13 protein-coding genes are annotated in these 14,762 nt (G+C 66.4%); 8 read left to right on the forward strand and 5 right to left on the reverse strand.

The features are described from left to right. Positions 1-19 precede the first annotated feature (19 nt). Positions 20-457, reverse strand: coding sequence for a thioesterase family protein (locus U5A58_RS14930; RefSeq protein WP_321961980.1), 438 nt, complete (start codon positions 455-457; stop codon positions 20-22). Between the two features lie 35 nt (positions 458-492). Next, complete coding sequence (locus U5A58_RS14935) at positions 493-1,083, reverse strand: YSC84-related protein (RefSeq protein ID WP_321916377.1); 591 nt, start codon at positions 1,081-1,083, stop codon at positions 493-495. Between the two features lie 445 nt (positions 1,084-1,528). Here U5A58_RS14935 and U5A58_RS14940 point away from each other — a divergent pair, with 445 nt between their 5' ends. The 3 genes from U5A58_RS14940 (at position 1,529) to U5A58_RS14950 (ending at position 6,132) form a co-directional block, all read left to right on the forward strand. Then, positions 1,529-1,927 (forward strand): hypothetical protein, encoded by a 399-nt coding sequence (locus tag U5A58_RS14940; protein WP_321961981.1) that lies wholly within the window; start codon positions 1,529-1,531, stop codon positions 1,925-1,927. A 195-nt stretch (positions 1,928-2,122) separates the two neighbouring features. After that, on the forward strand, positions 2,123-2,785 hold the full coding sequence (locus U5A58_RS14945; protein ID WP_321961982.1) for a response regulator transcription factor: 663 nt from the start codon (positions 2,123-2,125) through the stop codon (positions 2,783-2,785). Next, positions 2,785-6,132 carry a hybrid sensor histidine kinase/response regulator gene (locus U5A58_RS14950; protein ID WP_321961983.1) on the forward strand — a complete coding sequence of 1,116 codons (3,348 nt, stop codon included), beginning with the start codon at positions 2,785-2,787 and terminating at the stop codon, positions 6,130-6,132. The genes U5A58_RS14945 and U5A58_RS14950 overlap by 1 nt, the downstream gene beginning before the upstream one ends. Before the next feature lie 23 nt (positions 6,133-6,155). Here the strand turns inward: U5A58_RS14950 and U5A58_RS14955 are convergent, their stop codons facing one another. Further along, the gene (locus U5A58_RS14955) at positions 6,156-6,479 is read right to left on the reverse strand and encodes a hypothetical protein (protein WP_321961984.1); all 324 of its coding nucleotides are present in this window, start codon (positions 6,477-6,479) and stop codon (positions 6,156-6,158) included. Between the two features lie 210 nt (positions 6,480-6,689). On the opposite strand from U5A58_RS14955, the gene U5A58_RS14960 reads away from it, so the two are divergent. The 4 genes from U5A58_RS14960 (at position 6,690) to U5A58_RS14975 (ending at position 11,597) form a co-directional block, all read left to right on the forward strand. Continuing rightward, positions 6,690-7,061, forward strand: coding sequence for a DUF2946 domain-containing protein (locus U5A58_RS14960; protein WP_321961985.1), 372 nt, complete (start codon positions 6,690-6,692; stop codon positions 7,059-7,061). A gap of 194 nt (positions 7,062-7,255) precedes the next feature. Then, a complete protein-coding gene (locus U5A58_RS14965) occupies positions 7,256-9,556 on the forward strand; it encodes a TonB-dependent receptor (RefSeq protein WP_321962146.1) in 2,301 nt (766 codons plus the stop codon). 67 nt (positions 9,557-9,623) lie between these two features. Then, the gene (locus U5A58_RS14970; RefSeq protein ID WP_321961986.1) at positions 9,624-11,147 is read left to right on the forward strand and encodes a PepSY domain-containing protein; all 1,524 of its coding nucleotides are present in this window, start codon (positions 9,624-9,626) and stop codon (positions 11,145-11,147) included. Between the two features lie 102 nt (positions 11,148-11,249). After that, positions 11,250-11,597, forward strand: coding sequence for a hypothetical protein (locus U5A58_RS14975; RefSeq protein WP_321916367.1), 348 nt, complete (start codon positions 11,250-11,252; stop codon positions 11,595-11,597). 61 nt (positions 11,598-11,658) lie between these two features. Here the strand turns inward: U5A58_RS14975 and U5A58_RS14980 are convergent, their stop codons facing one another. Next, positions 11,659-12,369, reverse strand: coding sequence for an SDR family NAD(P)-dependent oxidoreductase (locus U5A58_RS14980; protein WP_321961987.1), 711 nt, complete (start codon positions 12,367-12,369; stop codon positions 11,659-11,661). Between the two features lie 116 nt (positions 12,370-12,485). Continuing rightward, the gene (locus tag U5A58_RS14985) at positions 12,486-13,412 is read right to left on the reverse strand and encodes a sterol desaturase family protein (RefSeq protein ID WP_321961988.1); all 927 of its coding nucleotides are present in this window, start codon (positions 13,410-13,412) and stop codon (positions 12,486-12,488) included. A 334-nt stretch (positions 13,413-13,746) separates the two neighbouring features. On the opposite strand from U5A58_RS14985, the gene U5A58_RS14990 reads away from it, so the two are divergent. Beyond that, a complete protein-coding gene (locus U5A58_RS14990; RefSeq protein WP_321961989.1) occupies positions 13,747-14,751 on the forward strand; it encodes a hypothetical protein in 1,005 nt (334 codons plus the stop codon). Positions 14,752-14,762: the final 11 nt, after the last annotated feature.

A 14,762-nucleotide genomic window follows, 5' to 3' on the forward strand; every position in this document is an offset into this window, starting at 1 on the left:
GGCTCGATCATCGTGACGATCATGCGCGCGCGGCGGACGCCATCGCCCGCGCGATGGCGTCGCGTATGTCATCAGGAATGCCAATCGACTTGTGGGTGTCGAGCGAGGTCGTCACGATGGTCTGGCGCGCCGCCATGCGCAGCACGCCGTCCACGCCCGTGCACGCCCACGCGAGCGTGAGCGACGCCCCGCCGAGACGCTCGACGTCGAGCGAAAGCCAGACCTCGTCGCCCATCTTGCTCACCGCCTTGAAATCCACTTCGAGCCGCACGGTCGGCATGCCCACGCGGCGAGCGCCGATCACGCCGTGATAACCCTCTTGCGGCAGCAACTCGTCGATCCACGACTCGACGAGATCGTTGAAGAGGACGAAATACTGCGGATAGAACACGATCCCGGCGGGATCGCACTCCGAGAAGTGAATCTTGTGTTTGCGGCGGTACGTGGGCGTCGCCATGCGTGTGTCTCCTGTCATGCCTGCTCGCCGCAGCGTCAAATCACGAGCCGCGACACTTTCACGCCCTCCAGCGACACGCCGGCCATGAGACCCGCATTGGTCAGCACGAACGCCTCCACGGGGCTCGTGGCGGTCGAGGTATCGACGTTGCCGTTCGCGCCTACCGTGACGAGCGCAACCGTGGCGTCCGCGCCGGCCGACCAGCCCTGGCTGCTCGTGAAATCGTTGAGCGCGACCGGGTTCATGAACGCGAAGATGATGGCCTTGGACTGCGCGCCGATCTGCAGACCGAACGAACCCGCAATGGTGCTGTAGTAGCCCGTCGTGCGGCCATCCACGCGCAGCGCGCCGGTACCGTATTGCCCGCCGATCCAGAAGCCTGCCGAAAGAACCTGCGGAAAGACGAGCACGCCGCTCGACTTCGAGATCAGTTCCTGCGACCCGCTCACCGTGTTGTAGAGGCGCGTGAGCGTGGCGTCGACGCCCGCGTCGATCGAATTGCGCTTCGCGGTGTTCTGCGCTGCGCTGCTCTGCGAGCCTGGCGGTGTTGTCGTGCAGCCGGCAAGCGCAAGGCCGCTGGCGGCGAGAGCGGCACTGGAGCTGAGAAGAAATTGACGTCGGCGCATGAGAGGGTTCCTGTGCAAATGGGACTTCGAATGTCCGCGCCGGCCCGATCCTGGAAATTCGTGCCGCGCGCAAAGCGCTACAGGATAGCGCGCATGGCCGTCGCCGGGGCAAACCCGCAATCCGGTGCGTGGACACCCGATCTCCCGGGCGCCCGGCCGGCGGCGGCGGCCATGACCGCTCATCCTTGGGGGTATAGGACCATGCAGCGGGCATCGAGTTCGCACAGAGATGTAAGGAAATGCTCAGCCGCAGGCGTTTCGATGCAACGCAACATCGTCGGGCTTTTCGAATCCGTTCGATATCGGCAGGGCGGCCGCGTCGCTAAATTGTGGACATACCAGGGCGCAAGTTGTGATTCCCCATGCAGCGGCGCCCCGCCTGATCACAAAGAGTTTCGCCATGCTCCCCACTACGCCAGATCGATCGCCACAACCGCGCCCCCCGATGCTCACGCGTGCCTGCGACCGCCTGAGCGGCGCCGGCGTCTATCTGCTGCCGCCGCTCTATGTGGGCTTCGTCGCCATGCTGTTCCTGCTCTGCCGGGCTCCGGTCGGCGCCTTCTGGCTGCTGGCCGCGGCCGGCGCGCTCGCGGGCGCCATGGGCATCTGCGCGCTGGTCTTCTATGCGGCCAGCGCCCTGCACGTCGCCCCGCCCCTGCCGGCGACCACACGCGCCGCCGTTTCCCGCGGCACGGCCCGCCCGATGCCGCAGCGATTCGTGCAGATGACCACGCGCACGTGCAGCCAGCACTGCGCCGGGACCGATGGCGCTCGCACGCGGTTCACGGTGTCGTGCTTTCACGCACATTGCCACTCGGGCAGCGCAAGTAAAGAGACCCACTGAGCGGTGAATTGAGCCGTGAATTGAGCGGCGAACTGCGCGGCCACGCCCGACTTCACGGTCAGGCAAACTCCGACAACCATACGTAATCCCTGACTTATAATGGCCAAAACCATGACAGAGCAACGCGCGCGCTAAATCCGGCTCTGCATGTCTCGCCCTCCGGCTCATCCGATTTCAGGCGACACGCTCACGACCATGACGAAAGCAACGCAAGATGTGCGGATCGTGGTGGCCGACGACCATCCAGTCGTGCTGACGGCGATCAGCGATTATCTCAACACCACGCCGGGCTTCAGGGTAGTCGCGAAAGCCGCTACCGGCGCGCAACTCATCGACGCCTTGCGCGACACCGAGTGCGAGCTGATCATCACCGACTTCTCGATGCAGGGCGACGTCGAAGATGAAGACGGCCTGCGGCTCGTCAGCCGCTTGCGGCGGCTCTATCCCGATACGCCCGTGATCGTGTTCACGATGGTCACCAACGGCGGCATCCTGCACCAGCTTGCGCAGCTCGGTGTGGCCGGACTCATCGGCAAGGATGAGCCGATTCCCGCGCTCGGCGAAGTCTGCCGGCGCGCGCTCGCGGAACCGGGCACGGCGCTTTCCGCGCGGATTGCCGAGCGGCTCGCGAAAGAAGGCTCGACCGTCGGCGAATTTCAGCGCAATCAGCCGCTATCGCCGCGCGAACTCGAAGTGGTGAGGCTCTTCGCGCTCGGCCTGAGCGTCACCGAAATCTCGAAGCGCTTGAACCGCTCGGTCACCACCGTCGCCACGCAAAAGCGCGCGGCCATGCGCAAACTCCATCTCGAATCGAATGCCGATCTGATCCGTTACGCCGGCGAACACGGATTCGCGTAATGCCACGCTCCGCCCGTCGGGACGCGTTCACCCAGGCCTCGCCGTATGAAGCGCTCAGGGCGCTCGAGCGCAACCTGAAGCGGGAGAGACGCGTCTTCGCGATGCTCACAGGCCTGCTGATCTTCGCGGCGCTGTGCATGGCGGCCGTCGCGATCGGCAGCCTGGGGTTCGCCGCGCTGCGCGTGCAGGCGCTAGAGGCGATCGCCTTGAGTGCGAACGCCAACGCGCGGCTCGAACGGCAGGTCACGATACTCGGAAGCGCGGCAGTTCTCCTTGTGAGCGCAGACTCGTCCGCACTCGCCCCACCCACGAACGCCACATCATTGCTGCACTGCTCCCCGGTGTTCAGCAACGGCATGGATGGCGCATCGGATCTGAGTGCGGCCTGCGATCGCTTCGTGGCAGCCGCCACGACAGTTGCACCAGTCGTCCCGGTCATATTGTTGAAGGTCGACGGCAGTGCCGCGTACGGGCACGACATCGCGCCGGAGGGTTTCCAGTTGCCTTCGGGCGACGCCACGCGCCTGCTGGCCGACACGGTGCTCCTGCGCATCGCGGCGCGCGGGCAGGATGTCACCGCCCTGGCCCGCGCGGTAAAAGTCGTCTGGTTCCGGCCGCCGCCGACACTCGGTTTTGCGCCCAATCTCGCACTCGGCGCGCTGCCGGTGCTAAGGGACGGCAAGCCCTACGCGTTCGTCATCACGAGTGTGGATGTCGACACGCTCAACCGCACGCCCGCAGGCGCTCCCCCCTTGATCGACGCCACGCTGTTCAACGTGGACGGCGACGTGCTCACCAGCCCGCCGACGCCCGCTGCGGCACAGTATCTCGACCGGATCGTCGCGCCACTGCCGCGCAGCACCTTCCACGTCCTGCCGCGCTTCGGCTACGTATGGCGCGAACCGCCGCTCGCGCACGCCTTCGGGCACTACACCGTGGCACTCTCGTGGCGCGACTTCTTCACGCTGATCCGCACGCCCGCCCTGATTGTTCTCGCACTCACGGCGGCACTCATCGCGATGCTCTTCGCGCTCTCGCGCTACTGGAATCGGCGCGTACTCACGCGCAACTACGACGAAGCCACCCGCGCGCTCGAAGGCGAGCTGCTCAACCATTTGCTCGTTCACGCCACGCCGGTTGGCCTGTGCATCGTCAGGCGCAGCAACTTCGAGATCGTCGTGGCGAATCAGATCGTGCGCAACGTGCTCGGACTCGACGAGCACGCCACGCGTCTGCCGAGCGCCCTGTGCGCGGAATTCGAGAAGCACACGCCGTGGCCAGAAGCCGCGAGTCACATTGAAAAGACGCCGATGTACGAGCTGCCCTACTCGCTCGAGCGCCCCGATGGGGAGGGCCTGCATCTCGCCATCACCTACGCGCCCGCCACCATGAATCGCGAAGACGTGATGTTCTGCGCAGTCGCCGACATGTCCAAGCACTATGAAGTCGAGCGGCTGCTGCGCGAAGCGAAGCGCCTGAGCGACGAAGCCGCGCGCGCGAAAGTCAGCTTCTTTGCGGCGATGAGCCACGAGATCCGCACGCCGCTCGGCTCGCTCGTCGGCAATATCGAGTTGATGGCGCGCGGTCCGCTCGCGCCGGAACAAGGCGCGCGCGTGCAGGCCATGCAGATTTCCGCGGCCGAACTGCTGCAGATCGTGAGCGACGTGCTCGACTTTTCGAAGATCGATGTCGGCCAGATGAAGCTGGTCGAAGAAGCCGGGTCGATTGCCGGACTGCTCGTGCGTATCGCGCTCGCCCACGCCCCGCTCGCCGTGCGTCAGCGTTTGCCGTTCTACCTCGTGATGGACCGCGCCATTCCGGCTCAGCTTCACTTCGACGCCATGCGGCTCGCGCAGATCGTCAACAACCTGCTCAGCAACGCGTTCAAGTTCACGCGCTCCGGCAAGATCGTGCTGCGGGCGCACTGGCGCGAAAGCGCCCTGGAGATCAGCGTGAGCGACTCCGGCGGCGGCATTGCCGAAGACCTCAAACCGCTCCTGTTCCAGCCCTTCACGCAGGGCGACGCCCACAAGCTCACGCAGGCGCGTGGCACCGGGCTCGGGCTTTCCATCTGCGCGCGCCTGACCGAGTTGATGCACGGGCGCATCGCGCTCGACAGCGCGCTCGGCGTGGGCACGCGCGTCACGGTCACGCTGCCGTTGCACCCCGAGGGCGAGGCCACGGCAGGCGAAGCATGGACGCTGCCCGACGCGCATCCCGCCATCTTGTGCCGTGCGCCCGAAAACCACGAATGGCTCGCCAACCTGTTCGATGCGCGTGTGACCACGCCAACCTTCCTGAGCCTCGACGAACCGCAGCGCGAGGGCACGTTCGACTATGTGCTCGTGACCGACGAGTTCTCGCGTGACGATGTTGCGCGGCTCCAGCCAGCCGGCATGAAAATCGTGTGGCTGCGCCAGGACGGCCCACTCGTGCCCCTCGAACTCGCCGACGGCGCCGTCGAAGTGAGCCTGTACAGTCTGAGCGGCATCCGCGCGGCGACACAGTTGCTGGGGCGCGGCGCGGCGGCGGCGGCAGCCGTTGAGACGCCGCGCCATCTCCCCATCAGCGGGGAACGCTTCGTAACCCTGAATGTTCTGATCGCCGAAGACAACCTGCTCAACCGCGGCCTGCTGCGCGACCAGCTGCGCACGCTCGGCGCAAGCGTGGTTGAAGCGAAAGATGGCGAGGAAGCTCTCGTGCGGCTGGGCGAGCATCAAGTGGATCTCGTGCTGACCGACCTGAACATGCCGGGCATGAACGGCAGCGCGCTGCTCAAGGCGGCGCGCGCGAAGTTCCCTCTGCTGCCGATCTACGCGCTGAGCGCCGACGCGCTGCCCGAGCAGATCGCCCAAGGGCGCGCGCTGGGCTTCACCGATTACCTCACCAAGCCGCTCGCGCTCGCGGAACTCGCGCGCGTGCTGGCCTGCGTGTCTGAACAAATTCGCGCCGGGCATCAAACCAGCGAGACCGCAGCAGGAACTGGACGACCCAGCCATGCATCTGAAGAGGATACCGAAGTACCTGAAGACGAAGAGCCGCCTCGCTTCCCGACACTCGCTCGGGCGTTCGCCGACCTCTTCATCGAGCAGGCCGACCGCGACATCGCCGAGTACGCCCACATCGCGCAGCAGCGCGATTTCAATCGCCTGCGCGAGTGGGCGCACCGCGTGTCGGGCGGCCTTGCGGTGCTGGGCCCCTCGATGCTCAACGAAGCCTGCCTCGAATTGCGCGCAACGCTGCGCGAGGCGGGCGAATGGACCGGCGACGTGAGCGATCTCGCCTCGGCAGTCGTCGAGGAACTCGAAGCCATGCGCGCGCTCGCGTCGCACCGCGACGCCGTGTGACCGCCAAAGGATTCGCGTCGCGCTCAGCGCGTGCGTTGCAGGAATACGGGGGCGTCAGCGGGCGCATCCATCGGGCAAGCTTCGTTCTGCAGACGTACGCACCACTGACGCAATGCGGTGTCCTCGAGCGGGCAGCACACCGGGTTGCGCGGCGTGACGTGCCGGTGCGCACCAAGACGCAGCGCGAAGCTCTCCGGAAGCACAAGGCCGCAAGACGTTTCGCTCGTGCCACGCGCAAGCGGCGCGAACCCCGAAGCCGCATGCGGCTCGTCCTCCATGGATTGATGCTGGGGCAGGCGCGGTGCCCAGCGCATGCCGGGCGCACGTCGGAAAGAAAATGCAGACATGGACGTTTCCGCCCTTCGCGGGCGACTCCTGGGTCATATCGGACAGCTTCGATATTCATCCGAGTCTTGCGCCCGATCCATAGAATCCCTTCTAAATGCGCCCACGGCCGCGACATCGCGCCGCGCTTATGACCGCCCTCAGATCTGCGGGCTCCCTGCGCAAACGTGAAATGCCGTGTTAGACTCCGCCGCGCAATCATTCTCATTCTCATGAATTCACGCAAGCACTCACTGCTGACCGCATGGCTTGGCCTCGTCGCCATGTGGCTCATCGTGCTTGCACCGCTCGTGAGCCAGCTCGTCGCCGCGCAGCACGCGCACGATCCGGACGCCACGCTCTGCTCGGCCATGCAACCGGCCGGGACCGGGAGCACGCCGCATCTTTCGCACGACGATGCATTCGGCGCATGCGGCTACTGCCACCTGCTCGAGCATCATGTGGCGATGCCTTCGGTCGCCGCGCCCGGGCCGCTGGGCGCACTCGTTCTCGCGCGCGAAACGATCGCGCCGCCCGTCACGCACGACCTCCCCTTAGGCGCCTTCCCGTCGGGCAGGCCGCGCGCCCCACCCGTTCTTTCCTGAATTACGCCGTCATCGTCCCGCCGATCGTGATCTGATTGCGTGCGCAACGAGCACGCATGACGCGCGCGGCAGCTCGTTTCCCGTTTTCAGGAAAGCATCTCATGTCCACGCTCGCCACGCGTGGCGCTGGCGTTCGCTTGTGCGAACGCGCGACGCCGCGCGCGCTTCGGCACGCCGGGCGCCTCGCGCTCGCCATGCTGCCGCGCGTCTTGCCGCTGCCTCTCATTGCGCCCATCGCCGTTCAGGCAGCCCATGCCGCCGAGGCGCAAACCAACGCCGCCTCGGCCGCCACGCTGCCCGCGGTCACAGTCAACGCGACCGCTAGTACCGCAGCGACGCCCGCCGTCGACCCGAACCTGCCCGCGACGGTGGAAACCGTCACGCCCGCGCAATTCGGCAACTGGAACGTCGTCAACACCGAGGACGTGCTCAAGTACCTGCCCAATCTCGCGGTGCGCAAGCGCTACGTGGGGGACTTGAATTCGATCATCGCCGTGCGCGGCACGAGCAATGCACAGAGCGCGCGCGGCCTCGTCTATGCCGACGACCTGCTGCTCTCCAATCTGCTCGGCAACAGTTACAGTTTTCCGCCACGCTGGTCGATGGTGTTCCCCGACCAGATCCAGCAAGTGGATGTGATCTACGGACCGTATTCCGCGCTCTATCCCGGCAACTCGCTCGGCGCCACCGTGCTCATCACCACGCGCATGCCGAAAACGTTCGAAGCGAACGCGGACGTGAAGGCGTTCACCCAGCATTTCAGCCTTTACGGCGTGAACCAGAACTTCAACGGCAGCGAGACAAGCGCCTCGATCGGCGACCGTATCGGCAAGTTCTCGTATTTGCTTGCCGTGAACCATCTGGAGAACACGAGCCAGCCGCTGCAGTTCGCCACGCTCGCGCAGTCGACGAAACCCGCTCAGCCGGGCGACGTGCCCGTGCATGGCGCGTACTTCTACAACAACCAGACGAACACGCCCACGGTCGTGCTCGGCGTGAACGGCGAAGGCATGCAGCATACGGTGCAGGACCAGTTCAAGCTGCGCATGCAGTACGATTTCACGCCCACCGTGCAAGGCGGCGTGACGCTCGGCTACTGGCACCAGACCTACAACAACGCCACTTCGACCTTCCTTTATGACGCGAACGGCAACCCCGTGTATAGCGGCAAGGTGTCGATCAACGGCTACGAATACACGATACCCGCCGCCGCGTTCGCACCGAGCCGGGGCTGGAGCGAAAACTGGCTGTATGGCGCGACGCTGCGCACCCACCAGGCCACCGGCTGGAACGCGCAAGCCATTGCTTCGTACTACGACGTGAGCAACAGCGTGGCGCGCACGGCAAACGCGGGGGGGCCAGGCAACGGCCCCGGTGTCATGACGCTCGGCGACGGCACCGGCTGGAAGACGCTCGACCTCAAGACGACGTGGACGCCCGCCACGCCCGATGCCGGCCTCGCCGCGCACTGGCTCACGTTCGGCTATCACTACGACGACTACGCGCTCGACAACCGCACATACAACACGCTCGCGTGGCGCGACGGCGGCGCGAGCAGCTTCGCCAATGCCTTCGCGGGCAAGACCGAAACCCAGGCGGTCTACGCACAGGACGCCTGGCGCTTTCTCCCGCGCTGGAGGTTCGTGTACGGCGTGCGCTATGAGAGCTGGCGCGCGTACGACGGCTATCAGGCGCTCGGCAGCGTGAATGTGCCTTACGCGAACGTGGGCGACCATCACTTCTCGCCGAAAGCTTCGCTCTCGTTCGACGTGACCGACGACCTCACGCTGCGTGCTTCGATTGCGCGCGCCTACCGCTTCCCGACCGTGAGTGAGTTGTTCCAGGGGCAGGTAAATGGCTCCTCCATCGTCAACAACAACCCGAACCTGCGCCCCGAGGACGATCTCTCGAAGGAACTGAGCGCCGAATGGGCGCACTGGAACGGCCTCTTTCGTTTGACGCTCTTTCAGGACGACGTAAAAAACACGATCTTCAGCCAGACCGATACGACGGTCATTCCGAACGTCACGAACTTCCAGAACATCGGCAAGGTGCGCTCGCGCGGCGTGGAAACGAGCTACCAGGGTGAAGACGTCATGCTGCACGGGCTCGATCTTGCGGCGAGCGTGGCGTACACGCAGTCGAAGATCCTGGAGAACGCGCAGAACCCGGCGAGCGTGGGCAAGTACTTCTATCGGATTCCGCTGTGGCGCGCGAATCTCGTCGCGACGTACCGCTTCGACGCGCGCTCGGCACTCACGTTCGCCGCGCGCTACTCGGGGCGCCAGTACAACACGCTCACCAACACGGACACGAACCCGAACGTGTTCGGCGGCACGAGCACGTACACGGTCGCCGACGTGAAGTACACCTTCCGGCCGACGAAAAAGAGCGAGATCGGCGTGGGCGTCGACAACCTGTTCGACGCGCGCTACTTCGTCTATCACCCGTATCCCGGCCGCACGTACTACCTCGAAGCGAAGCTCGGCATTTGATCGCCTCCGCGTTTTCGTTTGAATCATCCATGCATTCGAGCCGCGCTGGCTCGACAAGGAGTCCCCGATGTCCACGATATCCGACCCGGTGAGCGCGCCGCCTGTCCGCGCAGCCCAGCCCGGCTACCGCACGCTGTGGCGCTGGCATTTTTACGCAGGCCTCTTCGTCATGCCCCTGCTGCTCGTGCTCGCCATCACGGGCACGATCTACTGCTTCCAGCCGCAGATCGAACCGCTGCTCTACCCGCATCGGCTCGTGGTCGCACCGGCGGCAACACCGCGCCTGCCCGTGGATGCGCTGCTGGCCCGCGCGCGCGCCGCGATGCCAGCGGATGCGCGTGCGTTGCGTGCGCACGTCGAATCGAACCCTGCGCGCAGCGCCGAGTTCGTTTTCGCGCTGCCTGGCGGGACCAAAGAGAGCGTGTACGTGAATCCGTACGATGGCGCGGTGCTCGGTACGCTCGATGTCGATCGCCGCTTCATGCAGGTCGTCCGCATGCTGCATCGCAAGCTCCTGCTCGGCAAGCCGGGCGAATTGCTCATGGAACTGGCCGCCTGCTGGACGCTCGTGATGATCGCCACCGGCATTGCGCTCTGGTGGCCGCGCGCGGGCGATTCGTGGCGCACTGCGCTGCTGCCTCGCTTTAGCGCGAGCGGAAGGCCATTCTGGAAGAGCGTGCACGCGAGCGTCGGCATCTGGCTCGCCGTGGGCGCGCTCGCGTTCGTGTTGAGCGGCTTGCCGTGGACGGGCTCGTGGGGCAAGCAGTTCAAGGCGCTCGCCACGCGCGCGAGTCTCGGCGCGCCGCGCGGCGCATGGGGCGGCGGCCTCGCGCTGAAGTCTGCGCTGCCGGGTGTGCCGGCCGCCGTCGCGTCCGCCGCTAGCGCAACCGCGGCGCATCCTCGCGCAAGCCGCGCCGATCGTCAGGAACAGGGAGAGCACGCGGGACACGACATGGCATCGATGCCTGGCATGGTGATGGACGACATGCCGCTGCCGCTCGTGCCCTGGGCGGTCGGCGCGGTTCCCGTGCCGCACTCGCCAGAAGCGCCCGGCGCGTCCGGCGCACCGCAACACTGGACGCTCGCTCAAGTGGTCGCCCAGATGCGCGATCTCGGCGTGCGCGACGGCTACGACATCGTGCTGCCCGCCGCGCCCGATGACGTCTACACGGTTTCGTACTTCCCGGCCGATCCGAAAGCGGAGCGCACTGTGTATATCGACCAGTACAGCGGCGCCGTGCTGAAGGACATCCGCTATGAGGATTACGGCGCAGTCTCGCAAGCCATTTCGTACGGGACGTCGCTGCACATGGGCCGCTACTTTGGCCTCGCGAACCAGCTGATCTGCGCGGCGATCTCACTGGGCCTCGGCGCGCTTGCGGCAACCGGCTTCGCGATGTGGTGGATGCGCCGTCCCGCGCGCAAGATGGGGGTATCTGGCACGCTGGCTGCGCCACCGCGCGAGCACGCCGCGCCGCCGTTGCGTGCCTGGAAAACCGCTCTCGTGCTGCTCGGCATCGTGTTTCCGCTGATGGGCGCGACGCTCGTGGCGGTCTGGCTGTTCGACCGCGCCGCCTTCCGGCGTCCGTAGAGGCAACGGCACCGTGAACGGCCCCGCGGTAATCTGCGGACACAATTGCGTCTGAACCTGGCTGCCCCAAACGGTTTCAAACGTATATATGCGGAGATCATCGTGTTGCGCCTAATTTCGGCACTTGGCGCGGCCGCGGTGCTTGCGGGCTGCGCGGTCGCGCCTTATCCGGCTTACCCCGGCTATTACGGCTATGGCTACCCCTACTATTCAGGCTATCCGTACGCGTACGGTTACGACTACTACCCCGGTTATTTCGGCGGCGGCTATGGCGGCATCACCATCTGGGGCGGTGGCGGCGGATGCTGTTATCACCACGGCTGGCACGGCGGCCATGGTGGGGGCTGGCACGGCGGCGGTGGACACGGCGGCGGCTGGCATGGAGGCGGTGGCGGCACGTGGCAAGGCGGCGGCGGTGGCATGGGAGCGGGCGGCGGCCACGGCCACTAACCGCTCATACCGCGACCGGCCTCTTCAACCGGCCCCTGCGCCCCACGCGCGGCCGTAGCGCCTACACGCGCCCGTTCACGGGAATCAGCGCTCCCGTCACTGCCTGCGCGTCGGCGCCCAGCAAAAACGCAATCACCGTCGCGATCTCGCGCGGCTGCACCCAGCGCGTGAAATCGGCGTCCGGCATGTCGGCGCGGTTTTGCGGCGTGTCGATGATGCTAGGCAAAATCGCATTGACCGTCACGCCCTTGTCCTTCAGCTCTTCCGCAAGCGCTTCCGTCAGGCGCGCCACACCCGCCTTCGACGCCGAATACGCGCCCATCCCGAGCCCTGCCTTGAGCCCCGCGCCCGCGCCGATGTTGACCACCCGCCCAGCGCCGCTCTTCATGAGATCAGGCAGCGCGGCCTTCGAGGCATTGAGCGCCGTCTTTACGTTCAGATCGAACATCAGATCCCACGTGCGCGGGTCGCCGTCGCCGATGGTTTCCCATCGGAACGCGCCCGCCACATTGACGAGCGCGTCGAGGCCGCCGAGTTTGTCATGCAGCGTGCCGAACGCCGCCTGTGCCGCCTGCGCGTCGACGAGATCGACGCCGCCCATGCACAGCGCGCCCGCGAGCGCGGCGGGCAGCGCTGCCGCGTCGGGCGCTGCGCCGCGGCCGATCAGCGCCACGCGCGCGCCGCGTTCGGCCAGCGATTGCGCCGTCGCCAGACCCAGGCTGCCAAAACCGCCCGTTACCGCGACCACCTTGCCGTTCAAACCGTTTTCCATGTGCTTGTTCCTTTCGTTGCTTCACTAACCTGAATTCGATGCCGTCCGCGCGATCCGTGCGGGCGCCGCTCGCGCCACGTTACGCGAGGCGCGGCCTTCCATCAACCCGCGCGCATTCATCCGTGGCGCGCATCCGTGCGCACCGGGGCGAGCGCACGCTGCTTGCGCAGGTTCTCCGTGGTGTCGCCGCCGCCGTCCGCGCGCCAGCCCGGCGGCAGGAACACGTAGCGCACGGCGGTCCAGAGGGTCTTCGCCGTCACGACATCGCGTGCGAGCGTCGCCCAGTGTTCGAGTTCGACGACGAACGGATTGCGCGAGCGCACGGGCGTCACGAGGCCGTAGCGGCACGGCTCTTCGGCGCGCTCTTGCACATATGTGCCGAACAGCCGGTCGAAAACGATCAGGACTCCGCCATAGTTCGCATCGAGGTAGTCGACGTTCGAAGCATGATGCACGCGATGGTTCGACGGCGTGTTGAACACGTACTCGAGCCAGCCGAGCTTCGGAATCCACGTGTTGTGCAGCCAGAACTGATAGAGCAGGTTCAACGAGAGGATGGCGAGCACGACTTCGGGCCGCACGCCGAGCCATACGAGCGGCGTGAAGAACATGGCCGGCCCGGTGAGCTTGCCGGTCCACCCGAGCCGGTACGCCGAAGAAAGCGTCAGCTGGTTCGGCGAATGGTGCACGGCGTGCGTCGCCCAGAAGAAGCGGATGCGGTGCGACGCGCGGTGATACCAGTAATAGCAGAACTCCTGACCGATGAAAACGAGCAGCGCAAGCGCAACGGTGTCGATATTCAGCGTGAAGAGGCGGTGCTCCCAGGCGAAGTCGAAGATGGGCGTGGCGAGCGAGAGCGGCAAGAGCGCGAAGAGCTTGCGGCCCGCTAGATCGGCGAGCGAGAGCCAAACTTCAGACCAATCGAAGGGGGCCTCTCCTTTGGTTTCGCGGCGCTTCCTGAAGGTGAGCACGCATGCCTCGATCAGCGAGACAGCGACGACGAACAGCGTGACATAGAACGCGAGTTTTCCTGTGGTGAGCATGATGGATCGTGTGCAAAAGGCGCGTCTTGCGCGGTGAAGAAAGACGCGTTTTGCACGGGAAACAGCACCTGCAGCGCGTCGGATGAAGGGCACTGTAGTGGCGCTCGCGGGGAAAGACCACGCGCAAAGTATGTCGGGATATGTCACGCGCGCGGCGCGCGAAACCCGCCGGCACGCCCGCCGCCCCGCGTGCGCGGGATGACGCCGGCGAGAGCCTCGCGACGTGTAACACCGCGACATGGTTTATGACGCGACTTCAAAAGAGCGCAGCCCTATAGTTCGTTCCGCTGACACGCCACAGCGTGCCCTACGAAACGAACCGCAAGGACCTCTGATGAAAACGCTCCCTCTCGTCGTCGCCGCAATCATCGGCTTCGCCAGCGCCCCCGCTTTCGCCGGATGGTCCGGCCACGGCACGGCGTACACGCCCCACGGTACGTACAACGGCGCGCACTACGGGTCCTGCGGCGGCGGCACCTGCTCGCATGCGGGCGGCGTGGCCGGTCCCTGGGGCGGCGTCGCCACCAACAGCGGCTCCGTGACCCGCACCGCGCCCGGCCAGTTCAGCAACAGCGGCACGGCCTACGGTCCGAACGGCCGCTCGGTCCAGCATTCGGGCGATACGAGCTGCGCGAGCGGCACCTGCTCGCACAACGGCTCGCTCGACGGCTCGGACGGCCGCAGCGCGAGCACCTCGGGCAGCGTCACACGCACGGCGCCGGGCCAGTACTCATCGACGGGCACGGTTACGACCGGCAACGGCAACACCTACGGGCACACGGCGTCCACCTCCTGCGCGGGCAGCACGTGCAATCGCTCGGGCACTGTAACGGGCACGCAGGGCGGCAGCGTCTACCACTCGGGCAGCGCCACGGGCGTCGGCACCGGCGTCGTCACGACGGGCGGCGGCACGACCGTCGTCCACGGCGGCACGGTGACCACGAGCGGCACGACGGTGGTGCATGGCACGGTCGCTACAACCGGCACGACGGTCGCCGTCGTGGGCGCCCCGGCTCCCGCCCCCGCGCCGGTGGTCGTGACGCCGCCGCCGCCCAGCACCACGGTGTACGTCGCTCCGCCGCCGCCCGCGCCCAAGACGGTGGTTGTCGCACCCGCGCCGGCACCTGCGCCGCAGACGGTTTATGTCGCACCGCCCGCACCGAAGACCGTCTATGTCGCGCCGCCCGCTCCGAAGGTCGTGTACGTGGCTCCGCCGGCACCCAAGGTCGTGTACGTGGGCCAGCCGCTGCCGCGCGCCGTGTACATCGCGCCGCGCCCCGCCGTGTGGATTCCCGGCCACTGGGTCGGTCGCGTGTGGATTCCCGGCCACTGGGCCTGAATCGCCACGGG

The organism is Paraburkholderia sp. J7 (genome assembly GCF_905220155.1).
Taxonomy (GTDB): domain Bacteria; phylum Pseudomonadota; class Gammaproteobacteria; order Burkholderiales; family Burkholderiaceae; genus Paraburkholderia.